Genomic DNA, 26,618 nt, shown 5'->3' on the forward strand with positions numbered 1-26,618 from the left:
GCTGGGCGGCCTGCTGACCGTAACCGGGCTGGGCGGCCTGCTGACCGTAGCCCTGCTGCTGGCCGTACCCGGGCTGGGTCTGCCCAGGTCCGGTGTTCGGCTGTGAGGCCTCCGATCGATATCCCACGACTGTCACATCGGGATCGAGTTCTCCGGGGGCTCGACCCGCGTTCTGTCCGTATTGCGGATGCCCCGACGGTGTGCGGTCGCGCTCGGGATCATCCTGCGGATACGGTGGCTGTCCGGTGCTCACCGCGTCACCTCACTTCGACTGCGCATGTGGCACATGTCAGACTCACATGCTTGCTGGTGCACAACGTATCGACATAGGTAACAACAGTCACCTTTCCGATCAGTCAGCACCACGGTCAAGCTAGTGGCCCCGTGGTGTCAGATGGAGCAGCATCCGGGTGTTTCCCAAGGTGTTCGGCTTGACGTGCTCCAGATCAAGGAACTCTGCCACACCTTCGTCATAGGAGGCGAGAAGTTCCGCGTAGACCTCCGGCGCGACGGGTGTGCCCTGGATCTGCCTGAATCCGTGTCTCGCGAAGAAATCGATCTCGAAGGTGAGACAGAAGACCCTGCGCAGTCCGAGGTCTCCGGCGACGCCGATGAGACGGGAGACGATCCGGTGGCCGATTCCCATACCCCGGCAGTCGGGATCGACGGCGACCGTGCGAATCTCGGCCAGGTCCTCCCACAGGACGTGCAATGCTCCACAGCCGACGACCTTTCCCGCCACGTCGGCCACCCAGAACTCCTGGATGTCCTCATAAAGGGTGACGGTCGCCTTCTCCAGCAGGCGCGGCCCCGCTCCGGCGTAGGTGTCGACCAGGCGGCGGATGGCGCGGACGTCCGGCGTCCTGGCCCTGCGCACCGTGATCTCCGCCGACGATCCTTCCGGGACGTCGCCGGAGACCGCCGCCGACTCCCCTTCCGGGGCCTCCGGGGAAACCTCGTCCCGGCCGGGTACGGCCCGCACCGGGGACTGTTGCGCAACCTGCTCCATGACTGATCAGAGTACGTCCTCGTCACCGCTTGTTTACGGCCTGCCCTTATCTCGGCCGCAGGGTCCGCCGGATGAATCTCGCCGTCTTCTTCGCGCCCCGGGAGGCCGCCCGGCGGGCGTGCCTCGACCGGCCCCGTCCGAAGGCCTGGACCTGCGAGAATCTCCGCCCCCGCGCCAGGGGAGGCGGATGCCCGGCGTGGCACATATGTCGATCATGAAATTGCGTGACCCGACCGTGACATTTCAGTTGCGAAAGCTCCACCGGCTTCACAGTTCTGGTTGAGCATGAACCGCCAATTGCACTAATGTCCGTCCTCGATGTCAGCACCCGTAAAGTGCTGCGCCGCCGAATCCCCGACTCGGGGAACCGGGGACCCACCCTCCAGCCGTCCCCCGGGGTGAATCCGATGTGCCACCGGCGCCTCGGTAGGGCTGCCTCCGGCCCGAACCCGTCAGCTAACCCGGTAGGCGGCCGAGAGAGGAGCCTGTTGGTGAAGCGCACGCGCAACCGTGGGAGAGAGAGCGCGGGCGGGAACGCCCGCCATCGAGAACACCGGGTGCGCAGGCCGCGGCACAAGGTGGTGATCGCCGGGCTCGCCTTCGCCTCCCTGCTCCTCGGCGCCCCCTTCGCCGCGACCGCGGAGCCGAAACCGAGTCTGCAGGAGCTCGCCAAGCAGGCCGAGAAGCTGCACACCGAGATCGAGACGCTCACCGAGCAGTACAACGGCGGGCGGGTCAAGCTCAAGCAGGCGCAGCGCGCCGCGGAGAGCGCGAAGAAGACCCTCGCCGCCAGCGAGTCACAGTTGGCCGAGCGGCGCACGAAGGCCACCCTGCTCGCCCAGAGCACCTACATGGCGGGTGGGCTCGCCTCGGCGCTGGCCTTCACCCAGTCGTCCAACCCGGACACCTTCCTCGACCAGGCCACCACGAACTACGCGCTCCAGCAGCAGCAGAGCGAGGAGGTCGCGCAGGTCAGCAAGGCGATCGAGACCGCCCAGCGCGCGCAGGCCAGCGCCAAGGCCCGCACCGACGAGGTCAAGGACCTCCTGTCCGACCTCGGTGACCGGCGGACCAAGATCGAACGGCTGGTGAAGCGGGTCGAGAGCGACCTGTTCAGCGAGGTGCGTTCGCAGGCCGGGCGCAACCGGGGCAGCCGGGTCAAGGTCAACGTGCCGATCATCGGCTCGGGCAAGGCCGCCGAGGCCGCCCGCTGGGCCCTCACCCAGCAGCTCAAGCCGTACGTGTGGGGGGCCGAGGGCCCCAACTCCTTCGACTGCTCCGGCCTGGTGATGTGGGCCTACCAGAAGGTCGGCATCAGCCTGCCGCACTACACGGGCGACCAGTGGACCGCGGGCACCCACATCTCCTCAAGGAGCGACCTGCGCCCGGGAGACCTCGTCTTCTTCTACAGCGACCTGCACCACGTCGGGATCTACATCGGCGCGGGCCTCATGGTCCACGCGCCGCAGACCGGCGACGTCATTCACATCGCCCCGATCGACAACCGTCCCTTCGCGGGCGGGGTGCGCATCGCCGACTGAACCGCCCGGACCGCCTGAACCGGCTGGGCCGGCTGGGCCGGCCGGACCGCCCCGAACCGCCGACGGCGGTTCGGGGAAGGACGCACCCGGGTCGCGTACGGCCACAGCGGCCCCTCAGGGGGCCCCTGCCGTACGCGGGGGCCCGGGACGGCATCGGGTAAGGGCTCGCCTCAGATGAGGCGTCTGCGGGCCGCCCAGGCGACGGCCTCGATGGCCGTCGCCACGCCGATGCGGTCGCAGATTCCGCGGAGTCTACGGCGGACCGTTCTTCCGCTGATGTCGAGGCGGCGTCCGACCCGGTCGACCGTGACGCCCTTGGCCAGCTCCGCCAGCAGCACGAGATCCTCATCTGTGAGGCCGACCTCGCCCATGCCCAGGAGGCTGTCGCCGCGACGGGAATCCACTTCGGGATATGCCATCTGGAGTCGCTCCCCCCGCACCTGCTAATCGAGGCGTGAGTTGTCTGGAATCAGTGTCGCCCGTCAGGAACGGTAAACGGCTTGTTCAAAGGTCGTCAAGTTCCACACTTCATAGAGGTAGCACGCGCTGTTGACATAGTGGTCGCTACGTGAAGTACTCATGATATGTCGGCGCCTTTATGGTTAAGTCACGGACAAGTCAGGGTCCGTGGCCGGGGGCGCCCGCCGCGCGCCACGTCCTCGCAGACCAAGGTTTCGCCGGAGCCCCGCCGACCACGGCCCCGGCGCCGGCCGGCCGTATGGTTATGACCTATATGTGAATTTCGCCGGAAAAAGTGGAGCCCTTCCGCGCGCTTCGCCGAGCGCCTCACTACCCCTTGACGTGGCGGTTGGAAACCCTCCGCAATGGGAGGATGCCATGCCCCAGATTTACGGCATTCGGCGCAAATCTGGCGTAACATGCCGTTTACCGTACGGTATCGAACACACTGGAAATAGAGTTTCCGTCCTCCGTTTGGCCCCAATCAAATCACCGGGCTCCGGGCCCCCACATGAGACCGGGCCCGCCGCCCGGCCCGCCGTGAGGGGAGCCGGGCAACGGGCCCGGTGCAGGGAAGGAAGGGTCAGCCCGTGGGCTTGACCAGCGGGAACAGGATGGTCTCGCGGATGTTCTTACCGGTGAAGGCCATGATCAGACGGTCCACGCCGACCCCCACGCCACCCGTCGGCGGCATGGCGTACTCAAGGGCGGTGAGGAAGTCCTCGTCGAGCTGCATGGCCTCAGGGTCGCCGCCCGCGGCGAGCAGGGACTGCTCGGTGAGGCGGCGGCGCTGCTCGATCGGGTCGCTCAGCTCCGAGTAACCGGTGCCGAGCTCGGTGCCGAACCCGATCAGGTCCCACTTCTCGGTCAGCAGCGGGTTGTCCCGGTGCGTCCTGGCCAGCGGGGAGGTCTCCAGCGGGTAGTCCATGACGAACGTCGGCTGGACGAGGGTGTGCTCGACGAGCTCCTCGAACAGCTCCTGCACGAGCTTGCCCTGGCCCCACTTGGCGTCCCAGTGGATGTCGCGCGCGTCGGCGAGCTTGCGGACCTGGTCGAGCGGGGTCTCGGTCGTGACCTCCTCGCCGAGCGCCTCGGAGACCGAGCCGTAAACGGTGACCCTCGGCCACACCGGCAGCCCCAGGTCGATCTCCTGGCCGTCGTGGACCACCACGGAGTGCCCGAGGGCGGCCACGACCGCCCGCTGGATCATCCGCTGGGTCAGGTCGGCGATCCCGTTGTAGTCGAGATAGGTGCCGTAGGCCTCCATCATCGTGAACTCGGGGTTGTGGGTGGCGTCCGCGCCCTCGTTGCGGAAGTTGCGGTTGATCTCGAAGACCTTCTCGATGCCGCCCACCACGAGCCGCTTGAGGTAGAGCTCGATCGCGATGCGAAGGTAGAGCTCCATGTCGTAGGCGTTGATGTGGGTCCTGAACGGCCTGGCCGCCGCCCCGCCGTGGATCGGCTGGAGCATCGGCGTCTCGACCTCCAGGAACCCCTCCTCGTGCCAGAAGTCACGGATGGACCGCACGACCGCGCTGCGGGTGTAGGCCATCTTGCGCGCCTCGTCGTTGACGATGAGGTCCACGTAGCGCTGGCGGACCCGCGCCTCGGGGTCGGTGAGCCCGGCGTGCTTGTCCGGCAGCGGACGCAGGCACTTGGAGGTGATCGTCCAGCTGTCGGCCAGGATCGACAGCTCGCCCCTGCGGGAGGTGATGACCTCGCCCACGACGCCGATCTGGTCGCCGAGGTCGACGTCGCGCTTCCACGCCGCCAGGGACTCCTCGCCGACCCGGTCCAGGGAGATCATGACCTGGAGGTCGGCCGAGCCGTCGCGGATCGTGGCGAAGCAGAGCTTGCCGCCCGTGCGCGACAGCATGACCCGACCGGTGACGCCCACCCTGTCGCCGGTCGCGGTGTCGGCGTCGAGGCCGGCGTATTTCTCGCGGACGTCGCCGTTGGTCGCGGTGCGCGGGAAGTTCACCGGGTACGGCTCGACGCCCTCCGAACGGAGACGGTCGAGCTTCTCCCGGCGCACGCGCATCTGCTCCGGCAGATCGTCGGCTGGGGTGGTCACTTCATCGGTCACAGGACAAGGTTACCGATGTCCGCCAGAGGGTGTTTCCCGCTTTTTCTCCGCGAAGAGACCAGGCCTCAGGTGGTGTTGCGGTGGTAGATGAGCCGCAGGCCGATCAGCGTGAGCCACGGTTCGTGCACGTCGACCGAGCGCGCCTCGCTGACCACCAGGGGCGCCGCGCTGCCGGTGGCGACGACGGTGACCTCGTCGGGGTCGTCGGCCAGTTCGGCCGCCATCCGCTCGACGATGCCGTCCACCTGCCCGGCGAAGCCGTAGATGATGCCCGCCTGCAGCGCCTCGACCGTGTTCTTGGCGATCACCGAGCGCGGCCGGATCAGCTCGACCTTGTGCAACTGCGCCCCGGCCGCGGCCAGCGCGTCCACCGAGATCTCGATGCCGGGGGCCGTGACCGCCCCGACGTACTCGCCCTTGGCCGAGACCGCGTCGAAGGAGGTGGCGGTGCCGAAGTCGACGATGACGCACGGCCCGCCGTACAGCTGGATGGCGGCCAGGGCGTTGACGATCCGGTCGCTGCCGACCTCCTTCGGGTTGTCCATCCTGACCGGGACCCCGGTGCGGATGCCCGGCTCGACGATCACGGCGGTGACGTCGCCGTAGTAGCGGCGGCACATCTCCCGCATCTCGTTGAGCACGGACGGCACGGTCGAGCAGAGCACGATGCCGTCGACGTCGGTGCCCTTGAGCAGCGGCGACTGCCCGAGCAGCCCCTGCAGCACGACCGCGATCTCGTCGGCGGTGCGCCGGGCGTCGGTGGCGATCCGCCAGTGCTCGATGACCTCCTCGCCCTCGAACAGGCCGAGGACGGTATGGGTGTTACCGACATCGATGGCGAGCAGCATCAGTTCCCCCGAAGGTCCAAGGCGATGTCAAGGGCCGGCGCCGAGTGGGTGAGCGCGCCAACGGCAAGATAGTCAACCCCTGTTTCGGCTACGTCACGAGCCGATTCCAAGGTCAACCCGCCGCTGGCCTCAAGCCGGGCCCTGCCCGCGACCAGCCGTACGGCCCGCGACATCTCCTCGACGGTGAAGTTGTCCAGCAGGACCTCCTCCGCCCCCTCGGTGAGGACCGGCTCGATCTGGTCGATCCTGTCCACCTCGACCTCGATCGGCAACCCCGGGTAGGCGTCCCTGACCGCGCGGAAGGCCTCGGCCACCCCGCCCGCGGCCACCACGTGGTTGTCCTTGATCAACGCGGCGTCCGAAAGGGACATGCGGTGGTTGACGCCGCCGCCGCAGCGCACCGCGTACTTCTCCAGCGCCCGTAGCCCGGGAAGCGTCTTGCGGCTGTCCCTGATCCGTGCGCCCGTGCCCTCGACGGCCCGCACCCACCGGTCGGTCAGGGTGGCCACGCCGGACAGGTGGGTGAGCAGGTTGAGCGCCGTGCGCTCGGCCGTGAGCAGGTCGCGGGCCGGGCCGGAGACGGTCATCAGCACGTCACCCTGCGCCACCCGTTCGCCGTCCTTGGCCACGCGTTCGACCGTCAGGCGGCTCCCGCCCACACGGGCGAACACCCCTTCGGCCACGGCCAGTCCGGCCACGACGCCGTCGGCCCTGGCGACCACGTCGGCGGTGGCGGTCAGCCCCTCGGGGATCGTGGCGAGGCTGGTGACGTCACCGGCCTCCTGAAGGTCCTCGGCCACGGCGACCTCGATCAGCGCCGCGACCTCGGCCGGTTCGACGCCCGCCTCGGCCAGGGCCGCCTCGACCCGCGGCGGCAGGGCGTCGGAGCCTCGTCCGTGCGGCACATATGTCATGGTCGTTCCCTCCGCTGTCAGGGTCACGTCGAGGTGCCCGAGCCACCATTCATCGTTCCGTCCGGCGAAGTCATCACGCCAGTGCGACCCGCGGGTCTCCTCCCGGTCGCGGGCCGCGGCGACCAGCGCGGAGGCGACCGTCAGCAGGTTCGTGGTCTCCCACGACTCCGTGCACGGCTCGACCGCGACCGGGGTCCACCGGACGTTCAGCAGCGCCTTGGCGGTCTCGCCCAGGGAGGCGCCGCTGCGCAGCACCCCCGCGCCCATGCTCATGTGCCCCTGGATCCTGGGCCTGGCCCTGGGGTCGATCAGCCCGGCCTGGCGTCCGTCGTCGACGGGCTCACCGGGCGCGGGCCGTACGGCGCGCTCGGCGTGGATGTCGTCGGCGATGCGGCGGGCGAACACCAGGCCTTCGAGCAGGGAGTTCGAGGCCAGCCGGTTGGCGCCGTGCACCCCGGTGCAGGAGACCTCGCCGCAGGCGTACAGGCCGGGCACGCTGGTACGGCCCCGCAGGTCGGTCCTGACGCCTCCGCTGGCGTAGTGGGCGGCCGGGGCGACGGGGATGGGCTGGGTGACCGGGTCGATCCCGTGTTCGAGGCAGACCGCGAGGATCGTCGGGAAGCGGGTACGCCACTTCTCCGCGCCGAAGTGCCTGGCGTCGAGATACATGTGGTCGGCGCCGGTCTCACGCATCCGCTGCGTGATCGCCTTGGCCACGACGTCGCGGGGAGCCAGGTCGGCCAGTTCGTGGACACCCCGCATGAAGCGGTCGCCCTCGGCGTCGATCAGGACGGCGCCCTCGCCCCTGACCGCCTCGGAGATCAGCGGCTGCTGGCCGGTCGAGTCCTGGCCGAGCCAGAGGACGGTCGGGTGGAACTGGACGAACTCCAGGTCCCTGACCACGGCCCCGGCCCGCAGTGCGAGCGCGACGCCGTCCCCGGTCGAGACGACGGGGTTGGTGGTCGCGGCGTAGACCTGGCCCATGCCACCGGTGGCCAGCACGACGGCGCGGGCCCTGACGGCGCCGACGCCGTCGCGTTCGCCCTCTCCCATGACGTGCAGGGTCACCCCTGCGGCCCGGCCTTCGGCGTCCTTGAGCAGGTCGAGCACCAGGGCGTGCTCGATGACCTGGATGGACGACTCGCCGACGGCCTTGACCAGCGCCCGCTGCACCTCGGCCCCGGTCGCGTCGCCGCCCGCGTGCACGATGCGGTCGCGGCGGTGGCCGCCCTCCCTGGTGAGCTGCAGCTCACCCGTTTCGTCGGTGTCGAACCTGGCGCCGGTCGCGATCAGCTCGCGCAGCGCGTCCGGCCCCTCGGTGACCAGGACGCGTACGGCCTCCTCGTCGCACAGGCCGACGCCGGCGACGAGGGTGTCCGACAGGTGCTCCTCGGGGGTGTCGGCCGGGTCGAGCACGGCGGCGATGCCGCCCTGGGCCCAGCGCGTCGAGCCCGCCGAGAGCACGTCCTTGGTGACGACCAGGACCTTCGCGCCGGGGTCGAGGGCGGCGGCGCGCAACGCGAGGGTCAGCCCCGCTACGCCTGAACCGACCACGACGACGTCGGCCTCGACTGTCCAGCCCGGTGGGGGCGCGGTCAACTTCAGGGGAATGGCCGGGATCGTCACTGCCGCCTCCTTGTGGGGATCGCTAGAGGCACCTCTATTTCGTCAATGTGACGATAACGCCCTCCCGAAAACCCTTGTTCCCCGGGTCCCCCCTTTTCGGTCGTCCCGTTCTCAGGGGGCCGGGGGAAGCATGGAGCGGCGGCCGGGGGCGGCCGGGGACTGGGTGGTCATGCCTCCGTCGACGACGAGGACCTGCCCCGTCAGGTAGCGCGACTCGTCGGAGGCCAGGAAGACCATGACGTGGCCGATGTCCTCGGGGGTGCCGAGGTAGGGCAGGGCGTTGAGGCGCAGGAGGTCGTCCACGACGTTCCGCGGGAGGTTGTCCAGCAGCGCCGGGGTGACCACCGCCCCCGGCGCCACGGCGTTGCAGCGCACGCGGTGCGGGCCGTACTGCACGGCGATCGACTTGGTGAGGTTGATGACGGCGGCCTTCACCGCGCCGTAGGAGATCTGCAGGACGTCCCCGACCAGTCCGGCCACCGAGGCGGTGTTGACGATCGAGCCGCCACCGGCCTCGATCATGTGGGGAAGGGCGTACCGGCAGCCCAGCAGGGTGCTGCGCACGTTGAGGGCGACGGCCCGGTCGAACTCGGCCATGTCCAGCCGCAGCAGGTCCAGGTCGGTGCGCGGGTCCGTGCCGCCGACGTGGTTGCAGAGCACGTCCAGGCGGCCGAACTCGGCGACCGTGGCGCCGACCATGGCGGCCACGGAGCCCTCGTCCATGACGTCGACCGACACCGCGAGGCCGCCGTCGATCATGTCGGCCGTCTCCCTGGCGGCCTGTCCGTCACGGTCCGCCACGGCGACCCGGGCGCCCTGCGCGCCCATCAGCAGCGCGGCGGCGCGGCCGATGCCGCTACCCGCCCCGGTGACCAGCGCGACCTTCTCCTTGAGGCGGTCCATTCGCTCCCCCGATCAACTAGTCCTATTTATGAGACTAAAGGGGCATTTGTCGGCTTTATCGACCGCGTGTGGGCGACCCGCCCCCGACGGGTCGCCTGTCGTCGGGGAATCAGGCGCTCAGGGCCGTCTCCGCCGTACGGAGGGCGTGGTCGGGCAGCAGGGCCAGGAGTTGCCGGGTGTGGCCGGGGATCTCCACCTCCGCGAGGCCCTTGAGGAGGACCCTCAGCGGCATGGGCTGGTCGACGAGGACCGTGCCGTTGGACAGCAGCAGGGTGGGCACCTCCGTGTCGAGTTCGGCGTCGCTCAGCGTGGACCCGGCGAGCGCGCACAGGGCCTCCCCCTGGAGCCGGATCCGCTCCCGGAGCCCGGCGTCGCCGCCGGAAAGCGCGATGACGCGGTCGAGGTTCCAGGCGTAGAGCGCCGCGCGGTTGTCGTAGGTCGCGTCCACCCCCGCCGCGACGTCGGAGACGGTGGCGAGGGTGACGGCGTTGACGATGACGACGTGCGCCAGGATCTGTTCGGCGCCCCATTCGTCAGGTGGCGGAACGGGTCTCATGCCGGAGTCCGCGACCGTGGCCGCGGCTTCGAGCAGGTCACGGCAGGCGTCTCTGAGCGGGGTCGTGTCGAGCATCTCTTCCTCCTGATGGGTCCGGAACGTACAGGGGTCAGACCTCCAGCCGGGGCATGTCCCACGGAGCCTGCGGGAGGGCCTCGCCGGTTTCGAGCAGGGTCTTGAGGCCGGCCAGCACGGCGGGCCAGCCGTGCGCGATGCCGCGGTACATCTCCCGGTCGGGGAGCTTCTCGTGGGTCACGGCCAGACGGACGATGTCCTGGTGCGGTTCGATGACGAAGGTGACGACCGACGCCTCCCGGTCGGCACCGGGTTCGTCCTCGAAGGTGATGACCAGGCGTCTCGGGGGTTCGGCCTCAAGCACCTCGCCGACGACCGCGACGGTGTCCGATCCGTCGAGGCGCCGGTGCTCCCAGGTCGAGCCGGGCAGCCAGTCCGAGACGTTGGCGTGGTACCAGTAACGCGCCGTCAGATCCGCGTCCGTCAGCGCCCGCCACACCTGCTCCGCCGTCGCGCGGATGTAGGTGACGTAGACATAGCTCGGCATGGATGTGGATTCGTCGGTCATGGCGTACTCCTCTGCCCTGTCCTTGATGGCGGTCAACGCCCGTAGGCGCGGTTGGTCGAATCCCGAGATCCACCGCTGCTCGATCTCGTGGATCGGCACCGGGTTGAGGTAGTGAAGCCGCTCCCTGCCGCGCCGTACGACCGTGACGAGGTTGGCCCGCTGGAGGATGTCGAGGTGCTGGGTCGCCGACTGGCGTGCCATGTCCAGACACTCACACAGCTCACGCAGCGTCTGGCCGTTGTGCTCACGCAGCCTGTCGAGCAGGAGCCGCCGGGTGGAGTCGGCCAGCGCCTTGAACGCCAGGTCCATCTCTGTCGCTTCGGGCTTCACGGCCCAATTATGCAGGCATTTGCCTGCATAACGTCAAGCACGGTCTCGAACACCCGTTCAGCCGGGTCTCATGGGCTTGAACCGCCGGTGAAGCCGGGCGCCCGGCCGCCCTGTGAGAGGGACGGCCGGGCACCTCGTCGCTACATATGTCGGAGCCCGGAGGAGGATCAGGCGCGGATCTGGGTGGCGGGGTGGCCCTGCAGGGCGGTCCGGGTCGGGGCGAGGGTGGCGGCGTAGGCGAGCCCCAGGGTGACGGCCGCTATGGCCCCGTACGTCAGGTACGGCACGTGCGGCAGCGGCGACCCCGTGATCCCGTAGCTGAGCGCCATCAGGGTCGGCGCCGTGATCAGGGTTCCCGCGACCACCGCGAGGCCGCCGACCAGCAGCGCCTCCCAGCGGACCATCCCGCGCACCTGCCGCCGGGTCCCCCCGACCAGGCGCAGCAGCGCGAACTCCCGCACCCGGGCGCCGGTGGCCGTCACCAGCGTGTTGACCACCGAGATCGCGATGAACACGATGATCATCCCGACCACCAGGAGGTTGGCCCAGTCGCTGAACTCCTGGACGGCGTTGACCGCGGCGCCCGCGCCGTCCCGGTCGAGGACGGTCAGGCCGGGGGCCAGCGCGGCGAGCCGCTCCTTCGAGCCACCGGTGACGTAGAGGCGCTCGGCCATCCCGGTCTCCGAGTGGTCACGGACCACCTGGTACGGCAGGGCGACCTCGCCGTACCCCAGGCCGCGTTCGTAGACGGCCACGACGGTGCGGGTCAGGCGGGTGCCGTCGCCGAGCAGCAGCCGGACCTCCTGCCCGACCGTGGCGCCGAAGCCGTCGGCGGCCAGCCTGCTCAGCGCGACGCCGTCGCCGCGCAGCCGGTCGAGGGAGCCGGAGGTGACGCCGAGGTCGATGCCGTGCGCGGGGACGGTCAGGCCGACGGCCCCCATCGGCTTGAACGTGCGCTCGCCCAGCTCGACCGTGTCGGCGAGCACCTGGGTCCTGATCGTCTCGGTGACGCCCGTGACACCGGGCAGGGCGCGGGCGGCCCTGGCGACCTCGGGGGACAGCCCGGGGCTCGCCTCAAGGACGTAGTCGGCGCGGTTGCCCTCGATCGCCTGCGTGGTGGTCGCGTGTCCCACGGTCGACTGGGCGAACAGGGTGGTCGAGGTGAAGGCGAACATCAGGATGAGCGGGCTGGCGACCGAGGCCAGCCGCTTGGCCGCGGTCCTGGTGTTGGCGACGGCCAGGTAGCCGCCGACCGGTGAGGTCCGCCTGACCAGGCCACCCGCCAGGGTCGCGGCGAGCCGTACCAGCCAGGGGCCGAGGAGGGAGGCCGCGGTGATCAGCAGGAGCACGATCGCGCTCGCGCTCATCGCGGCCGTCTCCCCCGCGGCGACCATGGACAGGCCGGAGGCGGCCACGCCCATGCCGAGGAAGACCAGCCCGGTGATCATGCGGCCCCTGCCGAGCTCCCTGCGCTCGGCCATGGCCTCGCCCAGGGCCTCGGTCGGCTTGATGCTCGCGGCCCGCCGTACGGCTCCGCGGGCGGCCAGCCAGGCGGTGAGCAGCCCGAGGGCCGTGGCCGCGAGCAGCGGGATGGGGCCGACGACCGGGGCGAACCCCTCAGGCACCATGCCCCGGGCCAGGAACTGGCCGAACATCCACCTCCCCAGCACGACCCCGAGCGGCAGCGCGGGCAGAATGGCCGCCGCGGCGACGACCAGCGCCTGCCTGCCGATCATGGCGCGGACCTGCTTGGGGGTGGCGCCGACCGCCCGCAGCAGGGCGATCTCCCGGTCGCGCTGCCGTACGGCCAGGCCGAAGGCGCCGGAGACCACCAGCACCGCCACCATGACGACGATGCCGATGAGGCTGCCGCCGAGCGCGATGAGCATCTCCCTACCCTCGTGCGCCGAGGGGGTCTCGGCCAGGCCCCGCTGGTCGCCGGAGTAGACGGCCACGGAGTCGCCGAGCGCCTGTTCGACCCGGTCGGCCAGCCCGTCACCGGTGCCGAACACCCCGAAGGCCGACACCTTCCCCGGCCTGGCGAACAGTTCCCCGGCACGTTCCCCGGTGAAGAAGACCGACGGCTGCCGGGTGAGGCCGGGTCCGGCGACACCGGTCACGACGTACTCGCGCAGGCCGTCCCTGCCGGCGACGCCGACCTTCTCGCCCACCTTCCTGCCGAGCGTGACGTCGGTGACGACCTCTCCGGCCGTGGCGGGCGCGCGTCCCTTGACCAGCCGGTACGGCGTGAGCCCCGCCGACCCCCAGGAACGGCCGACCACCCGGCCCTCGGTGCCCGTGAGGCCGACGGGGAAGGCGGTCTCGGGCACGACCCCGGTGACACCGGGCACCTTGCCGATCTTCTCGGCGAGGTTCGCGGGGATCGCGACCGGCTCGGAGAGCGGCAGGCCCATGTCGGCCTCGCCCTTCACGAAGGTGATCTTCTGCTGGCCGGCGACCACGACCGGGGCGGCGCCGTAGCGTTCGGTGGGGATCCTGGCGCGTACACCGCTCTCCAGGAGCAGCCCGCACGAGACGACCAGGACGACCGCGAAGAACAGTGCGAGGAACGACCCGACGAGGGAGATCGCGCGGCCACGCGAGGTGGCGAAGGCGAGTTTCAGCACGGCACGGCCCTCAGGCGGCCGAGCGAGGCCATGCGGCCCGCGATGGCGTCGGGTCCCGCGGCGTACATCTCGTCGACGAGCGTGCCGTCGGCGAGGAACAGCACCCGGTCGGCGTAGGAGGCGGCGACCGGGTCGTGGGTGACCATCACCATGGTCTGGCCGGTGGTGTTCACCACCTGGCGGAGCAGCGTGAGCACCTCGGCGGCGGTCTGGGTGTCCAGCGCGCCCGTCGGCTCGTCGGCGAAGACCACCTCGGGCCTGGTGACCAGGGCGCGGGCGATGGCCACCCGCTGCTGCTGGCCGCCGGAGAGCTGGGAGGGGCGGTGCCCGGCGCGGTCGCCGAGCCCGACCCTGCCGAGCACCTCGGCCACCCAGGCGTGGTCCGGCCTGGTGCCCGCGAGCCGGAACGGCAGCAGGACGTTGTCGGTCACGGTGAGCGAGGGGATCAGGTTGAACGCCTGGAAGACGAAGCCCGCCCTGTCCCGGCGCAGTTCGGTGAGCTGGGTCTCGTTCATCCGCGACAGTTCGACGTCGCCGATGTGGACCGTGCCCGAGGTGGGCGTGTCCAGTCCGGCCGCGCAGTGCAGGAAGGTGCTCTTGCCCGAGCCCGACGGCCCCATGACGGCGGTGAAGCCGCCCCGGGGCAGGTCGACCGTGACGCCGCGTAGCGCGTGCACCTTCCTGCCGTATGTCTTGGTCACCGCGTTGAGGCGCACCGCGTGCGTCGACACCTGTCGTCCCCCGTCTTCGAATTCACTGCCTTGCAGGAGCAACGCTACGAATTCGGACAATACGGAAACGAGCCAGCGAGCTACCCAACCGATGGTAGGGATTACCCCCCTACGGCCGCCCCGTGGATCTCGTCCCCGCGCAGCAGGCCGTCAGGGGCCCCGGCGGGGTCGTGACCGAGGTCGACGACCCTGTTCTCCCGGTCGACGTGCACGATCCTGGGCTGGAAGACCCTGGCCTCGGCGTCGTCGAGCTGGCCGTACCCGATGATGATCACCAGGTCGCCCGGATGGACGAGATGGGCGGCGGCGCCGTTGATGCCGATGACCCCCGAACCCCTGGGGCCCGCGATCGTGTAGGTCACCAGCCTGGCGCCGTTGTCGATGTCCACGATGTGGACCTGCTCCCCGGAGAGCAGCCCGGCCGCGTCGAGGAGGTCCTCGTCGATGGTCACCGACCCCACATAGTGCAGATCGGCCTGGGTGACGGTGGCCCGGTGGATCTTGGATGTGAGCATGGTGCGGAGCATGCGTCGGATCACCTCTCGCTCGGTCGCGCCACCGGTCGGCGTGCGCGCCTGCGCGGAATATATCCGACGCCGGACACACCCCCAAGAGAGTCAGCGGGTGTCAGAGGGTGACGGTGACGTTGTCGATGAGCCTGGTCGCGCCGACCCTGGCGGCCACGGCGAGGACGGCCTCACCCCGGTGGTCGTCGCCGACCTCGGTGAAGGTCGCCGGGTCGGCCAGCACCAGATAGTCGAGCTCGACCCCGGGCTCGGCGTCGAGCACCGCCCGCGACTCGGCCAGGACCTCGGCGGGCGTACGGCCGCGGGCCCCGGTGAACAGGGCGCGGGACAGGGAGAGCGCGGTGTGCCGTTCGTGCGTGGACAGATAGCGGTTCCTGCTGGACAGCGCCAGGCCGTCCGCCTCACGGACGGTCGGCGCGCCCACGACGGAGACGGGAACGTCGAGGTCGGCGACCATCCGGCGGATCATGGCCAGCTGCTGGGCGTCCTTGCGCCCGAAGACCGCGATGTCCGGCTGGACCAGGTTGAACAGCTTGAGCACCACGGTCAGCACACCGTCGAAGTGACCGGGTCTGAACGCCCCCTCGACGATCGTGCCCATCCGCCCTGAGGACACCGAGACCTGCCGGTCCGCGGCGTACATGTCGTCGGCCGAGGGGGCGAAGACGATGCTCACGCCCTCGTCGGCGCAGGTCTCCAGGTCAACGTCGAACGTCCGGGGATAGCGGGAGAAATCCTCGTTCGGCCCGAACTGGAGGGGGTTGACGAAGACGCTCACCGCGACGTGGTCGGCCTGCTCACGGGCCAGCCGGATCAGTGAACGATGGCCCTCGTGCAGCGCGCCCATGGTCGGCACCAGCGCCAGCGTCGCCCCGGACGCGCCGATCCCCAGGCTGTGCTTCGCCTTGACCAGCCCGGCGCGGTCACCGGCCACGATCACGTCCATATGTTCCCTCCCAGGGCGTCGAGGAGGCGCTCGGCGGCCTCGGGCTTGAGCAGCCCGGCCGCCAGCGCGCGGTCCGCGGTGAGCCTAGCGAGGGCGACGTAGGCGTCCGCCGCCTCGGGTGCCGCGAGGATCAGGGCGTCGACGTGCTTGCGGACCGTCCCGGCGTCGCCGCGCACCACGGGACCGGTCAGCCCGGAGATGCCCAGCCGCAGCACGTTCTCCAGCGCCGCCCCGAGCAGTGGCCCGAGCATCCGGCCCGGCTGTTCGACACCGACGCGTTCGAGCAGCTCGGAGGACTCGGCGACGAGCGTGACCATGTGGTTGGCGGCGCCCGCCAGGGCCGCGTGGTAGAGCGGCCTGTCGTCGTCGGCGATCCAGACCGGCTCGCCCTCCATCTCGATGACCAGCGCCTCCGCCACGGGCCTGAGCATGTCGGGGGCGGTCACGCCGTACGAGATGCCGGTCAGGCGGCGTAGGTCGTCCTCCCTGCCGGTGAAGGTCATCACCGGGTGCAGGGCCAGCGGGAGGGCCCCCGCCCTGATCGCGGGGTTCAGCACGGCCAGGCCGTACGCGCCGCTGGTGTGGGCCACGAGCTTGCCCTGGAAGGCGGCGCCGGTGCCCGCCAGCCCGGAGACCAGGTCGGGCAGGACGTCGTCGGGGACCGTCATGAGAATGAGGTCCGACGTGGCCACCACGTCCTCAGGCCGGGACGGTGTGACGCCCAGCCGCTCCGCGGCCCGTTCCCTGGAGGAGTCGGAGACGCCGCTGGCGGCGACGACCCGGTGTCCGGCGCGTGCCAGCGCGGCGCCGAGCGCCGAGCCGACCCGGCCTGCTCCAATCACTCCGACGGCCAGCCGCGCCGGGCGATCGACTGCGTCCATGACGTCCCGTCCTTCGACAAGATTGGGGCTCCATGCCCAGTTGACCAGCGTAACGGGCCTGCCCCACCCGGCTGCGCGAAGGCACGTGTCCGAAAGCGGCGGCGGTCCTGTCCCAGGTCTGCCCCGGGCCGGGCCGCTTTTCCCCTCTCGTCGCATGCTTTCTCACCGAGGGGGGCGTCCCTGTAGCGTCGGGGATCGTGTGGCTCACCTGGCGCGCCGCGACACAGCGGGCGCTCTACGGCGAAAACGGCTTCTATCTGCGCGAACGACCTTCCGCCCACTTCCGGACCTCGGTCAGCGCCGCAGCCAGTGCCACAGTCGGCACCTCGGCCGTTCTGGCGGGGGCCGTACTGCGCGAACTGGCCGAACTGGCCGGGCCCGCCGGGATGATCGACCTGGTGGACGTCGGCGCGGGTGAGGGCGCCTTGGCGGCCGGGGTGCTGGCTCTGGCGCCGCAGGAACTCCGTTCCCGGCTACGGGTGACCTGCGTGGACGTCGCCCCCCGGCCTCCGGACCTGCCCGAGGAGATCGGCTGGGAACTGGTGGTGCCCGAGGGGGTCGAGGGGCTGGTGATCGCCAACGAGTGGCTCGACAACGTTCCCCTCGACGTGGTCGAACAGACGCCCGACGGCCCCCGGCTGGTCATGGTCGATCCCTCGGACGGCGCGGAGCGGCTCGGCGACGCCCCGGAGGAGGCCGACCTGGCCTGGCTCGACCGCTGGTGGCCGCTCGGCCCCGTCGGCGAGCGCGCCGAGATCGGCAGGCCCCGCGACGAGGCCTGGGCCTCGGTGATCGTACGGCTGGCGCGCGGCCGGGCCGTCGCCGTCGACTACGCGCACCGGCTGGGCGCCCGCCCGCCGTACGGCTCGCTCGCCGGTTACCGTGGCGGCGCGGCCGTGGCCCCGGTCCCCGACGGGTCGTGCGACATCACCGCGCACGTCGCGCTGGACGCCTGCGCGGCGGCGGGCGAGCGGGTCGGGGCGGTCACGACGACGTTGACCACCCAGCGGGAGGCCCTGCGCGCCCTGGGCGTCACCGGCGCCCGCCCGCCCCTCGACCTGGCGGGCTGGGACCCGGTGGGGTATCTGCGCGCCCTGTCACGGGCCTCCCTTGAGGCGGAGCTGATCGACCCCCACGGCCTCGGCGCCTTCGGCTGGCTGCGCCAATCACGGCCCTGACCGTACGGATACGCCCGTGGTGAATTCGCTGGGGTGGCGGGGCCGGCGCGATGAGGATGGTCGGCATGAGGCTTCTTGTATTGGGTGGCACGCACTTCGTCGGCCGGGCCGTCGTTGAGGAGGCGGTGCGACGGGGCGACGAGGTCACCATCGTCAACCGGGGCAGAAGTCCCCTCCCACCGGGGACGGCGGGGGCGGGCGTCGAGACGCTCGTCGCTGACAGGGCCGACCGCGAGGCGCTGCGCGCGGCCCTTGACGGTCGTGAGTGGGACGCGGTCGTCGACACCTGGAGCGGGGCGCCGAAGGTCGTCGCCGAGGCGTGCGGGCTGCTGGACGGGCGGGTCGGCCACTACGGATACGTGTCCAGCAGGTCGGTCCACAGCTGGCCGATCCCACCGGGGGCCGACGAGAGCGCCCAGGTGGTCGAGAGCGACCCCGACTCCGAGGCTGCCGACGACTATGCGGAGGCCAAGCGCGGCGGCGAGCTGGCCGTTCTGCGGGTCTTCGGCGAGCGCGCCCTGCTCGCCCGCGCCGGGCTGGTGATCGGCCCCTACGAGAACATCGGGCGGCTGCCCTGGTGGCTGCGCCGCGTCGAGCGGGGCGGCCGGGTGCTGGCGCCGGGCAGGCCGGGCCGTCCGCTGCAGTACATCGACGCCAGGGACATCGCGATCTGGATGCTCGGGGCGGCGCAACGGGGTGTCGGCGGCGCCTTCAACACGGTCAGCCACCCCGGGCACGCCACCATGGGCGAGCTGCTCGACGAGATCATCAGGGTGACCGGCTCCGACGCCGAGCTGGTCTGGACCCCCGCCGAGGTGATCGAGGAGGCGGGCATCGCCGCGTGGACCGAGCTGCCGGTCTGGCTGCCGGAGGGCGGCGAGGAGGACGGCCTGCACGACGGGGACGTCTCGGCCGCCCACGAGGCGGGGCTCGTCTGCCGTCCGCTGCGGGAGACGGTCGCCGACACCTGGGAGTGGCTCAAGGTGGAGGGTGACCCGGCGCTCAGGGCCGACCGCCCCTCGGTCGGCCTCGACCCGGCCAAGGAGGCCAAGGTCCTCGACGGCCTGACCTGACACGCGGTTTCCCGGCGGCCGGGGTCGTACGGCGGGCGGCTCCCGGCCCTGGCGATGTTTCCTCGGTGGCCGGAGGCCGGTCGTCGCAGGCCCGAAACAAATGATCAGGCCTGAAACACAACTCCATGAGCTTCGGAAACAAGCGGTCACCCCTGTTCCCGGAAAACGGGGATCGTGGAGGTCGCGGCTGTTCGCTATTGTCTGGATCGTTCTACTTGGTGTGATCCCGCCATGCCGGTCCACGGCGTCGGCCGACAGCGACCGTGACGAGGTTCGCGTGAAAGAGACCATGGCTCCTCCCGCGGCCAGGGAAAAAGCCCCCCGCCTCCCCTCTCTGACGGGTTTGAGGTGGTTCGCGGCATTTGCTGTTTTCGGTTTTCATCTGTTCACCGGCGGCATAACGGATGACCCCGGAACACAGCGCTTTCTCGGGGCGGTCTTCTCCGCGGGCTCCTCCGGGGTGCCGTTCTTCTTCGTGCTGTCCGGCATGGTGCTGACCTGGTCGTCCAGGCCGGGAGACCGGGCGTGGGCGTTCTGGCGGCGACGGGCCGCCAGGATCGTCCCGAGTCACATGGTCACCTGGATCGCCGTCCTGGCCCTGTTGACCGTGGCGGGACGCGCCGTGGCGCCGGGACCGGCCGTGAGCGGATTTTTCCTCCTTCAGGCCTGGGCACCGGACGAAACCTATTACTTCGGCGGCAACACCCCTTCCTGGTCACTCTCCTGCGAAATGGCGTTTTATGCGGTTTTCCCGCTTCTGCTGCCGCTTCTTCGACGTATTCCAGGAAACCGGCTCCTGCTGACCTCGGCGGGGTTGTGGGCCGGAACATGGGTGGTCCCGTTTGTCAGCTTCTCGATGCCGGAAAGCATCGGTTACTGGTTCGTCTGGATCTTCCCGGTGACCAGGGCACTGGAGTTCGCACTCGGCATGACCGTGGCGCTGATGGTCAAGGAAGGCCGCTGGCGGGGACCCGGCCTGCCCGTGGCCGTCGTCCTGGTCCTGGTCGCCTACGCGACCGTCCCGCTGGTCTGGCAGCGCGCGGGCTGGGTGGCGTGGATGGCGGGACCGTTCGCCGTGCTGATCGCCGCCGCCGCGACGGCCGACGTGCGCGAGAAGCGTTCGCCGCTGCGCCTGCCCGTCCTGGTCTGGCTCGGGGAGATCTCCTTTGCCTTCTACCTGGTGCACCAGCCGACGATCAGCCTGGTCAACCGGGTGCTCGGGCGCACCCCGGCGCACGCGCTCCTGGTGACGCTGACGGCGCTGCCGCTGGCCGTACTGCTGGCCTGGGCGCTGCACCGCCTCGTCGAGCGGCCCGCCGAGCGCCTGTTGTCAGGCGGGCGCCCGGGGGCCGCGTGAGGCCTCAGACCCGTGTCTCCAGAGCCGTCAGGCCCCGGATGACGTAGCCGGGGTTCCAGGTGGGCTCGGTGGCGAGTTCCATCCGGGGAGCCAGGCGCAGCAGGGCGCCGAACGACTCGGCCAGCTCGATCCTGGCCAGCGGGGCGCCCAGACAGAAGTGGATGCCCGCGCCGAAGGAGATGTGTGGGTTCTCCGTACGGCCGAGGTCGAGGCGGTCGGGGTCGGCGAACACCTCGGGGTCCCGGTTGGCCGATCCGAACAGCAACGCCACCTCCGCGCCACGCGGGATGTTCACCCCGCCGACCGAGATGTCCTCAAGGACCCAGCGCTCGAACATCTGCAGCGGGGTGTCCCAACGCATCAGCTCCTCGATCGCCGTGGGCAGCAGGCCGTGGTCGGCGCGCAGCCGTTCCAGCTCGGCCGGGTTGCGGAACAGCGACCACCAGCCGATTCCGGTGACGTTGACGGTCGCCTCGTGACCCGCGTTGAGCAGCAGCACACAGGTGCCGACCAGTTCCTCCTCGGTCAGGGTGTCACCGCCGTCGGCGACCAGGGCCAGGGCGCTGATCAGGTCGTCGCCGGGGTTCGCCCGGCGGGCGCGGGCCAGCTCCGACAGGTAGCCGGAGAACTCCTCCGCCGCCCGTACGGCGGTGCGCTGCGTCTCGGGCGACGGGTTGAGCTCATACATCCCGCAGATGTCGGCCGACCAGGGCCGCAGCAGGTGCCGGTCCGCCTCGGGGACGCCGAGCATCTCGGCGATCACGGTCACCGGGAGCGGTTCGGCGACCTCCGCGATGAGGTCGCCGCCGCCACGTGCCACGAAGTCCTCGACCAGCCCCGTGGCGATCGAGGCGACCTTGGGCCGCAGCGCCTCGACCATCCGCGGGGTGAACGCCCGGGAGACCAGGCGGCGCAGGCGGGTGTGGACAGGCGGCTCGACGTCGAGCATCCCGGCCCTGACCACCCGCCAGAACGGGTCGAGGAAGGGCGGCTCCTCCGGCCTGCCGAACTCGGCGTGCGTGGCCACGTGCAGGTAGGACCGGCCGAGTCTCCGGTCGCGCAGCAACGCGTTGACGTCGGCGTGCCGGGCGACCAGCCACTGGCCCGTCGGCTCGAAGAAGGTGACCGGCCGCTGTCTCAGCTCGGCGTAGGCGTCATAGGGGTAGGCGACGAATTCCGGACTCCATGGGTCAAAACGCACAAACCCATGCTAGGGCTCCGGAGTCTTCTCGACGGCCCGGGAACGACGGCGGGCCCGGATGTTGAGCAGCTCGACCACCAGCGAGAACGCCATCGCGAAGTAGATGTAGCCCTTGGAGATGTGCTGTCCGAAACCCTCCGCGAGCAGCACGACGCCGATCAGCACCAGGAACGACAGCGCCAGCATCTTGATCGTCGGGTGCTTGTCCACGAAACGGCTGATCGGCCCCGAGGCGAAGAGCATCACCACGACCGCGACGATGACCGCGATGACCATGATGGCCAGCTCGTCGACCATGCCGACCGCGGTGATCACCGAGTCGAGGGAGAAGACGATGTCCAGCACCATGATCTGCAGGATCACCATGCCGAAGGAGGCCGCCGCCTTCCGGCCGCCGGAGTGGTCCTCGCCGTTCTCGGTGTGGCCGTGGATCTCGTGAACGCTCTTGACCAGCAGGAACAGCCCGCCGAGGATCAGGATCAGGTCGCGTCCCGATATCTCGTGCCCGAAGATCTCAAAGAGCGGGGCGGTGAGCCGTACCACCCAGGACAGGGCGAGCAGCAGCGCCAGGCGGCTGACCAGGGCGGCGAGCAGGCCCAGTCTGCGGGCGTTGTCACGCTGTTCCGGCGGGAGTTTCCCCGCCAGGATCGAGATGAAGATGATGTTGTCGATGCCCAGCACGATCTCCAGAGCGATCAGCGTGAGCAGACCTATCCAGCTCGCCGGGTCGGCCACCCAGTCCATCGGGTCCTCCAGTTTCGGTGGGGAGAGCGCCGCCCGCGCGCGGCGCGTGACCTGACGGGCGTTCACGGTCACAGCTCCAGACGATCGGACAGAACCGGAAGTTCCTCAGGATCACCGCCGAAACTCCAGCCCTCCGGACCCCTTCCCGCAGACTTGCCAAGCACCGCCTCTGTGTGGGTATAGTCCGGTTCGTAGGTCATGAGTGCCAGCGACAAGCCCCGGCTAGCTGGCCGGCAACCCTCGCGTCCGCGGCGGGGTGCCCCGGGTGAGGACCTGGTCCGGCACGAGGTGTGCCGGGCAAGCGCGGGCTCCAGCACCAAGGCCATGGCTTGGGGTCCGATGACCTCCAAGGAGCTTTGGCGTGTCCGCACTGACGATCTTCACCTCCGCCGCCGCCGCCGAGACCGTGACCGTCCCGGCGACCCGTGTCCCCGACGACCGGCCGATCCCCGCGGTCCTCGGCGCCGACCTTGAGGTGCCCGTCAGGGGCGGCAGGCTGGTGCCGTACGCCAACCTCGACTACGCCGCCAGCGCCCCCTGTCTTGAGCCGGTGAGCGCCGCCGTCGCCGCCGCGCTCCCGGCCTACTCCAGCGTCCACCGCGGCGCCGGATACGCCTCCCAGCTGACCACCGCCCGCTACGAGCAGGCCAGGCACACCGTGCGGGCCTTCGTCGGGGCCCGCCCCGATGACGCGGTGATCTTCACGAGGAACACCACCGACGCCACCAACCTGCTGGCCCGCAGCCTGCCCGCCGGGACCACCGTGGTGGTCTTCGAGACCGAGCACCACGCCTCGCTCCTGCCCTGGGCCGACGTCGTACGGCTGCCCGCCCCGGCCTTCCCCGGTGAGGCCGTCCGCGCCGCCGACGACGCGCTGGCCGCGATCGACGGCCCCAAGCTGCTGGTCGTCACCGCCGCCTCCAACGTGACCGGCGAGCTGTGGCCGATCGCCGCGCTGGCCCACATCGCCCACCGCCACGGCGCCCGCGTCCTGGTCGACGCCGCCCAGCTCGTCCCGCACCGCCGCCTCAACCTGACCGCGCTCGACTTGGACTACGTGGTCTTCTCCGGTCACAAGCTCTACGCCCCGTTCGGCACCGGCGCGCTGATCGGCCGCTCCGACTGGCTCTCGGTCGCCGAGCCGTACCTCCGGGGCGGCGGGGCCGTCAGGGCCGTCGAGGACGAGACGACCGACTGGCACGACGACCCCGAGGCCCGTCACGAGGCGGGCACGCCGAACGTGCTGGGCGCCATCGCGCTGGCCGCCGCCTGCGACGCGCTGAGCGCGACCGGCTGGGACGTGCTGGTGCGCGAGGAGGAGCGTCTGCTGGCCCGCCTGCGCACCGGTCTGGCCGGGATCGAGGGTGTGCACGAGCTGTCCCTGTGGGGCCCCGACCACGCCCGCGTCGGCATCGTCTCCTTCGTCGTGGACGGCTTCACCGCCCGTGAGGTGGCCGAGACGCTGTCCGGCGAGTACGGCATCGGCGTGCGGGACGGCAAGTTCTGCGCCCACCCCTTCGTCAGGCACCTGCTCGGCGCCAAGGACGGCGGCTGCGACGACGTCACCGCCTCCGCGGTGCGCGCCTCCATCGGCGTCGGCAGCACCACCGAGCACGTCGACCGTCTCGTCGAGGCCCTGCGGGATCTCGTCACGCGCCGCTGACGTGACAGCATGGGGCTATGACTGAGCCCCGGGAAGTGAACGTGGGGATCGGGGCCGGAGCCGACGCCGTCGCGGGAGCGGCGGCGGCCGGCAAGGAGCTGGCCACCGAGGACATGGTCCTGAACATCGGCCCGCAGCACCCCTCGACCCACGGCGTGCTACGCCTGCGCCTGACGCTGGACGGCGAACGGATCAGCGCCGCCGAGCCGATCGTCGGCTACATGCACCGGGGCGCGGAGAAACTGTTCGAGGTCAGGGACTACCGGCAGATCATCGTGCTGGCCAACCGGCACGACTGGCTGTCGGCGTTCGCCAACGAGCTGGGCGTCGTGCTCGCGGTCGAGCGGATGCTCGGCATGGAGGTCCCCGTCAGGGCCGTGTGGGCGCGCACCCTGATGGCCGAGCTGAACCGGGTGCTCAGCCACCTGATGTTCCTCGGCTCCTACCCCCTCGAACTGGGCGCGATCACCCCCGTCTTCTACGCCTTCCGCGAGCGCGAGACCCTCCAGGCCGTGATGGAGGAGATCTCCGGCGGCCGGATGCACTACATGTTCAACCGGGTCGGCGGCCTCAAGGAGGACCTGCCGTACGGCTGGCTCGACCGGGTGACCCTGGCCGTCGCCGACGTACGGCGCCGCCTGCCCGACATCGAGGCCCTGATCAGTGGGAACGAGATCTTCCTGGCCCGCACGGTCGGCGTCGGGGTGCTCGACCGCGAGACGATCATGCAGTACGGCGTCAGCGGCCCCATCGCCCGTGCCTCCGGCGTCGGCCTCGACCTGCGCAGGGACGACCCCTACCTCGCCTACGGCGAACTGCCGGTCAAGGTCGTGACCCGTTCCGCGGGAGACTGCAACGCCCGCTTCGAGGTGCTGCTCGAACAGGTCCGCGTCTCCCTCGACCTGGCCGACGTCTGTGTGGAGCGGCTGCGGTCCCTGCCGAGGGGGCCGATCAACCAGCGTCTGCCCAAGGTGCTGAAGGTCCCCGAGGGCCACGTCTACGCCTGGACGGAGAATCCACTCGGCATCAACGGCTACTATCTGGTCTCTCGTGGCGAGAAGACCCCCTGGCGGCTGAAGCTCCGGTCCGCCTCCTACAACAACGTCCAGGTGCTGAGAGAGATGTTGCCTGGACATCTGGTTTCCGACATGGTGGCCATCCTGGGGTCGATGTTCTTCGTGGTCGGTGACATCGACAAGTGACCCGGAGCGCGGAAGGGGGGACATGAGCGAGCGCGTGGACGCCGCTTCCCGCATCGGAGGCCCGAAGCGGGACAAGTACATCGACTGGCTCCGCGCGGTCAGCCTGATCGTCGTCGTGGTCTGGCACTGGGCGTTCACGATCCTGCAGTGGGGGCCGGCCGGCCCCTCCCCGACCAGCCCGCTCGGTTTCACCTCGGGGTTGTGGATCCTCACCTGGCTCTTCCAGGTGCTGCCGCTCTTCTTCTACGTGGGCGGATACGTCCACCTGATGTCGTGGAACCGCGCCTGTGAACGCGGGGTCGGCATCGGCGCCTTCGTGTGGCGGCGCATCCGGGCCCTGGCGATCCCGGCGCTGGCGCTGTCCTTCGCGTGGCTCGCCTTCGGCGGGGTCATCTGGTTGATCTTCGACGTGCCGTGGATCGGCCGGGCCGTGCTCCTGGTGCTGAGCCCGCTGTGGTTCATCGGCGTCTACCTGATGCTGGTCGCCCTGCTGCCCGTGATGCTGTGGCTGCACCGGCGCTTCGACGTACTGGTGCTCATCTGGCTCGGCGGCGCGGCGCTGGTGGTCGACGTGCTGCGGCTGCGGTACGGCCTTGAGGCCATCGGCTGGCTCAACATGGTGATCGTGTGGGGTCTGGCCCACCAGGCGGGCTTCTTCTACGACCGGATGGTCGCGATGCCCCGCAGACTGGACGTCGCGACCCTGTGGACCGGGCTGTTCGCCCTGGTCGGCCTGGTCTACTCGGGCATCTACCCGGGGTCGATGGTCGGGGTTCCCGGCGACAAGCTGTCGAACATGGCTCCGCCGACCTTCGTCATCGTGGCCCTGCTGATCTTCCAGATCGGCCTGGTCGAGGTGCTGCGGCCCGCGATGGAACGGCTGCTCGAACGGCCTCGCTGGGGGTGGGTCAACACCACGATCAACCGGTTCGCGCTGCAGCTGTTCCTGTTCCACACCACCGGCATGGCGATCCTGAACGGGGTGTTCTGGGGGCTGACCGGCTCACCGCCCGGCAGTCAGATCCCGCCGACGCTGATCTGGTGGCTGGAGCGGCCCCTGGCGATCGCCGGGCCGCTGCTGTGCACGATCCCGTTCCTGTTGATCTTCGGCCGCAGGAACTCGGCGACCGCCACCCGGTGACGGGTCAGCTTTTCGCGAGCCCGGGCCGACGTCGCTTCTTCCACAGCCGGCGAAGGCCCGCGAAAACCGCGTAGAGGGTCATGACGAAAAACGCGCCGAGCAGCAGCAGGTCGAAAACGAGCCTGAACTCCCTGTTGACCACACTCGGATCGTCGGCGTCATAGACGATCGAGACCTTCTCACCCTCGGCGTAACTCCCCCGGATCTCGGCGAAACGCCGGACGTCCTTCACGAAGAAGTTGACCTTGGTGAGTTGGTAGCTCTCCCCTGCCTTCACGGTTCTGGTGGACATCGCCGTCGCGGTGGTCCGGCCGCCGTGAAGATACATGTCGAGGTTCGACGCGCCCACCCGCACCCCCAGGATGGTCGTGAAAGCCCATCCGACGCACAGCAGGACGCAGGCGATCACGTACACCCCGTTGACGGACCCGTCGTCCACCGGCTCCTCGTCCTCACCCGGCCCGAGGTCCCAACGTAATCGTCCGGCCATCG

General features: G+C 70.3%; 23 protein-coding genes and 2 riboswitches. Of the genes, 7 read left to right on the forward strand and 16 right to left on the reverse strand.

What is annotated here, in order from left to right; translation table 11 throughout:
- Nucleotides 1-373 precede the first annotated feature (373 nt).
- Nucleotides 374-1,009, reverse strand: a complete 636-nt coding sequence (locus ACFOYY_RS07425; protein WP_362911189.1) for an amino-acid N-acetyltransferase — start codon at nucleotides 1,007-1,009, stop codon at nucleotides 374-376.
- A 334-nt stretch (nucleotides 1,010-1,343) separates the two neighbouring features.
- Nucleotides 1,344-1,495, forward strand: a riboswitch (cyclic di-AMP (ydaO/yuaA leader).
- A 5-nt stretch (nucleotides 1,496-1,500) separates the two neighbouring features.
- Between ACFOYY_RS07425 and ACFOYY_RS07430 the strand changes: the two genes are divergently transcribed.
- On the forward strand, nucleotides 1,501-2,550 hold the full coding sequence (locus tag ACFOYY_RS07430) for an NlpC/P60 family protein (RefSeq protein WP_362781041.1): 1,050 nt from the start codon (nucleotides 1,501-1,503) through the stop codon (nucleotides 2,548-2,550).
- 170 nt (nucleotides 2,551-2,720) lie between these two features.
- On the opposite strand, the gene ACFOYY_RS07435 is transcribed toward ACFOYY_RS07430, so the two are convergent.
- From ACFOYY_RS07435 to ACFOYY_RS07490, 12 genes are all read right to left on the reverse strand, one after another.
- Nucleotides 2,721-2,969 carry a LuxR family transcriptional regulator gene (locus ACFOYY_RS07435; protein WP_386188844.1) on the reverse strand — a complete coding sequence of 83 codons (249 nt, stop codon included), beginning with the start codon at nucleotides 2,967-2,969 and terminating at the stop codon, nucleotides 2,721-2,723.
- 623 nt (nucleotides 2,970-3,592) lie between these two features.
- Nucleotides 3,593-5,050 (reverse strand): bifunctional lysylphosphatidylglycerol synthetase/lysine--tRNA ligase LysX, encoded by a 1,458-nt coding sequence (gene lysX / locus ACFOYY_RS07440; protein WP_386188979.1) that lies wholly within the window; start codon nucleotides 5,048-5,050, stop codon nucleotides 3,593-3,595.
- 110 nt (nucleotides 5,051-5,160) lie between these two features.
- Entirely contained in the window at nucleotides 5,161-5,943 is a 783-nt protein-coding gene (locus ACFOYY_RS07445; protein ID WP_352014107.1) for a type III pantothenate kinase, read from the reverse strand.
- Nucleotides 5,943-8,483, reverse strand: a complete 2,541-nt coding sequence (locus tag ACFOYY_RS07450; RefSeq protein ID WP_386188846.1) for an L-aspartate oxidase — start codon at nucleotides 8,481-8,483, stop codon at nucleotides 5,943-5,945. Before ACFOYY_RS07450 ends, ACFOYY_RS07445 begins: the two co-directional genes overlap by 1 nt.
- A gap of 111 nt (nucleotides 8,484-8,594) precedes the next feature.
- Complete coding sequence (locus ACFOYY_RS07455) at nucleotides 8,595-9,386, reverse strand: SDR family NAD(P)-dependent oxidoreductase (RefSeq protein WP_352014109.1); 792 nt, start codon at nucleotides 9,384-9,386, stop codon at nucleotides 8,595-8,597.
- 109 nt (nucleotides 9,387-9,495) lie between these two features.
- Nucleotides 9,496-10,017 carry a hypothetical protein gene (locus tag ACFOYY_RS07460; protein WP_362781035.1) on the reverse strand — a complete coding sequence of 174 codons (522 nt, stop codon included), beginning with the start codon at nucleotides 10,015-10,017 and terminating at the stop codon, nucleotides 9,496-9,498.
- A gap of 34 nt (nucleotides 10,018-10,051) precedes the next feature.
- On the reverse strand, nucleotides 10,052-10,855 hold the full coding sequence (locus tag ACFOYY_RS07465; RefSeq protein WP_362911186.1) for an ArsR/SmtB family transcription factor: 804 nt from the start codon (nucleotides 10,853-10,855) through the stop codon (nucleotides 10,052-10,054).
- Nucleotides 10,856-11,022: 167 nt separating this feature from the next.
- The gene (locus ACFOYY_RS07470) at nucleotides 11,023-13,482 is read right to left on the reverse strand and encodes an FtsX-like permease family protein (RefSeq protein WP_386188849.1); all 2,460 of its coding nucleotides are present in this window, start codon (nucleotides 13,480-13,482) and stop codon (nucleotides 11,023-11,025) included.
- Nucleotides 13,476-14,213 carry an ABC transporter ATP-binding protein gene (locus ACFOYY_RS07475; protein ID WP_352014113.1) on the reverse strand — a complete coding sequence of 246 codons (738 nt, stop codon included), beginning with the start codon at nucleotides 14,211-14,213 and terminating at the stop codon, nucleotides 13,476-13,478. Before ACFOYY_RS07475 ends, ACFOYY_RS07470 begins: the two co-directional genes overlap by 7 nt.
- A gap of 101 nt (nucleotides 14,214-14,314) precedes the next feature.
- Nucleotides 14,315-14,740 (reverse strand): aspartate 1-decarboxylase, encoded by a 426-nt coding sequence (panD, locus tag ACFOYY_RS07480; RefSeq protein WP_352014114.1) that lies wholly within the window; start codon nucleotides 14,738-14,740, stop codon nucleotides 14,315-14,317.
- 100 nt (nucleotides 14,741-14,840) lie between these two features.
- Nucleotides 14,841-15,686, reverse strand: coding sequence for a pantoate--beta-alanine ligase (panC, locus tag ACFOYY_RS07485; RefSeq protein WP_386188852.1), 846 nt, complete (start codon nucleotides 15,684-15,686; stop codon nucleotides 14,841-14,843).
- On the reverse strand, nucleotides 15,677-16,567 hold the full coding sequence (locus ACFOYY_RS07490) for a Rossmann-like and DUF2520 domain-containing protein (protein ID WP_352014116.1): 891 nt from the start codon (nucleotides 16,565-16,567) through the stop codon (nucleotides 15,677-15,679). Before ACFOYY_RS07490 ends, panC begins: the two co-directional genes overlap by 10 nt.
- Before the next feature lie 197 nt (nucleotides 16,568-16,764).
- Between ACFOYY_RS07490 and ACFOYY_RS07495 the strand changes: the two genes are divergently transcribed.
- From ACFOYY_RS07495 to ACFOYY_RS07505, 3 genes are all read left to right on the forward strand, one after another.
- Nucleotides 16,765-17,745 (forward strand): SAM-dependent methyltransferase, encoded by a 981-nt coding sequence (locus tag ACFOYY_RS07495; protein WP_386188854.1) that lies wholly within the window; start codon nucleotides 16,765-16,767, stop codon nucleotides 17,743-17,745.
- A 65-nt stretch (nucleotides 17,746-17,810) separates the two neighbouring features.
- Nucleotides 17,811-18,818: an NAD-dependent epimerase/dehydratase family protein gene (locus ACFOYY_RS07500; RefSeq protein ID WP_386188856.1), complete on the forward strand. Its 1,008-nt coding sequence runs from the start codon at nucleotides 17,811-17,813 to the stop codon at nucleotides 18,816-18,818.
- Nucleotides 18,819-19,107: 289 nt separating this feature from the next.
- The gene (locus tag ACFOYY_RS07505) at nucleotides 19,108-20,175 is read left to right on the forward strand and encodes an acyltransferase family protein (RefSeq protein WP_386188981.1); all 1,068 of its coding nucleotides are present in this window, start codon (nucleotides 19,108-19,110) and stop codon (nucleotides 20,173-20,175) included.
- 4 nt (nucleotides 20,176-20,179) lie between these two features.
- On the opposite strand, the gene ACFOYY_RS07510 is transcribed toward ACFOYY_RS07505, so the two are convergent.
- Both ACFOYY_RS07510 and ACFOYY_RS07515 read right to left on the reverse strand, forming a co-directional pair.
- Nucleotides 20,180-21,376 carry a cytochrome P450 gene (locus ACFOYY_RS07510; protein WP_386188858.1) on the reverse strand — a complete coding sequence of 399 codons (1,197 nt, stop codon included), beginning with the start codon at nucleotides 21,374-21,376 and terminating at the stop codon, nucleotides 20,180-20,182.
- Between the two features lie 9 nt (nucleotides 21,377-21,385).
- Nucleotides 21,386-22,186, reverse strand: coding sequence for a TerC family protein (locus tag ACFOYY_RS07515; protein WP_449343610.1), 801 nt, complete (start codon nucleotides 22,184-22,186; stop codon nucleotides 21,386-21,388).
- Between the two features lie 128 nt (nucleotides 22,187-22,314).
- A riboswitch (SAM riboswitch) is annotated at nucleotides 22,315-22,430 on the forward strand.
- Nucleotides 22,431-22,481: 51 nt separating this feature from the next.
- Here ACFOYY_RS07515 and ACFOYY_RS07520 point away from each other — a divergent pair.
- Genes ACFOYY_RS07520 through ACFOYY_RS07530 form a run of 3 tightly spaced genes read left to right on the forward strand, consistent with a single transcriptional unit; the run spans nucleotide 22,482 to nucleotide 26,126 of the window.
- Nucleotides 22,482-23,783, forward strand: coding sequence for an aminotransferase class V-fold PLP-dependent enzyme (locus ACFOYY_RS07520; protein WP_386188860.1), 1,302 nt, complete (start codon nucleotides 22,482-22,484; stop codon nucleotides 23,781-23,783).
- Between the two features lie 17 nt (nucleotides 23,784-23,800).
- The gene (locus ACFOYY_RS07525) at nucleotides 23,801-24,985 is read left to right on the forward strand and encodes an NADH-quinone oxidoreductase subunit D (RefSeq protein WP_352014120.1); all 1,185 of its coding nucleotides are present in this window, start codon (nucleotides 23,801-23,803) and stop codon (nucleotides 24,983-24,985) included.
- A gap of 22 nt (nucleotides 24,986-25,007) precedes the next feature.
- The gene (locus ACFOYY_RS07530) at nucleotides 25,008-26,126 is read left to right on the forward strand and encodes an acyltransferase family protein (RefSeq protein WP_352014121.1); all 1,119 of its coding nucleotides are present in this window, start codon (nucleotides 25,008-25,010) and stop codon (nucleotides 26,124-26,126) included.
- A 4-nt stretch (nucleotides 26,127-26,130) separates the two neighbouring features.
- Here ACFOYY_RS07530 and ACFOYY_RS07535 read toward each other — a convergent pair whose 3' ends face one another.
- A complete protein-coding gene (locus ACFOYY_RS07535) occupies nucleotides 26,131-26,541 on the reverse strand; it encodes a DUF3592 domain-containing protein (RefSeq protein WP_362781014.1) in 411 nt (136 codons plus the stop codon).
- Nucleotides 26,542-26,618: the final 77 nt, after the last annotated feature.

The organism is Streptosporangium jomthongense, from assembly GCF_042650425.1.
Lineage (GTDB): Bacteria > Actinomycetota > Actinomycetes > Streptosporangiales > Streptosporangiaceae > Streptosporangium.

Bases quoted from the DNA above. Each gene is read 5' to 3' on its own strand.
- ACFOYY_RS07490 (WP_352014116.1), bottom strand. From the start codon at position 16,567: ATGGACGCAGTCGATCGCCCGGCGCGGCTGGCCGTCGGAGTGATTGGA.
- lysX (WP_386188979.1), bottom strand. From the start codon at position 5,050: ATGCGCGTGCGCCGGGAGAAGCTCGACCGTCTCCGTTCGGAGGGCGTC.
- ACFOYY_RS07500 (WP_386188856.1), top strand. From the start codon at position 17,811: ATGAGGCTTCTTGTATTGGGTGGCACGCACTTCGTCGGCCGGGCCGTC.
- panC (WP_386188852.1), bottom strand. From the start codon at position 15,686: ATGGACGTGATCGTGGCCGGTGACCGCGCCGGGCTGGTCAAGGCGAAG.
- ACFOYY_RS07435 (WP_386188844.1), bottom strand. From the start codon at position 2,969: ATGGCATATCCCGAAGTGGATTCCCGTCGCGGCGACAGCCTCCTGGGC.
- ACFOYY_RS07530 (WP_352014121.1), top strand. From the start codon at position 25,008: ATGAGCGAGCGCGTGGACGCCGCTTCCCGCATCGGAGGCCCGAAGCGG.
- ACFOYY_RS07505 (WP_386188981.1), top strand. From the start codon at position 19,108: ATGGCTCCTCCCGCGGCCAGGGAAAAAGCCCCCCGCCTCCCCTCTCTG.
- ACFOYY_RS07460 (WP_362781035.1), bottom strand. From the start codon at position 10,017: ATGCTCGACACGACCCCGCTCAGAGACGCCTGCCGTGACCTGCTCGAA.
- ACFOYY_RS07455 (WP_352014109.1), bottom strand. From the start codon at position 9,386: ATGGACCGCCTCAAGGAGAAGGTCGCGCTGGTCACCGGGGCGGGTAGC.
- ACFOYY_RS07525 (WP_352014120.1), top strand. From the start codon at position 23,801: ATGACTGAGCCCCGGGAAGTGAACGTGGGGATCGGGGCCGGAGCCGAC.
- ACFOYY_RS07425 (WP_362911189.1), bottom strand. From the start codon at position 1,009: ATGGAGCAGGTTGCGCAACAGTCCCCGGTGCGGGCCGTACCCGGCCGG.
- ACFOYY_RS07445 (WP_352014107.1), bottom strand. From the start codon at position 5,943: ATGCTGCTCGCCATCGATGTCGGTAACACCCATACCGTCCTCGGCCTG.
- panD (WP_352014114.1), bottom strand. From the start codon at position 14,740: ATGCTCCGCACCATGCTCACATCCAAGATCCACCGGGCCACCGTCACC.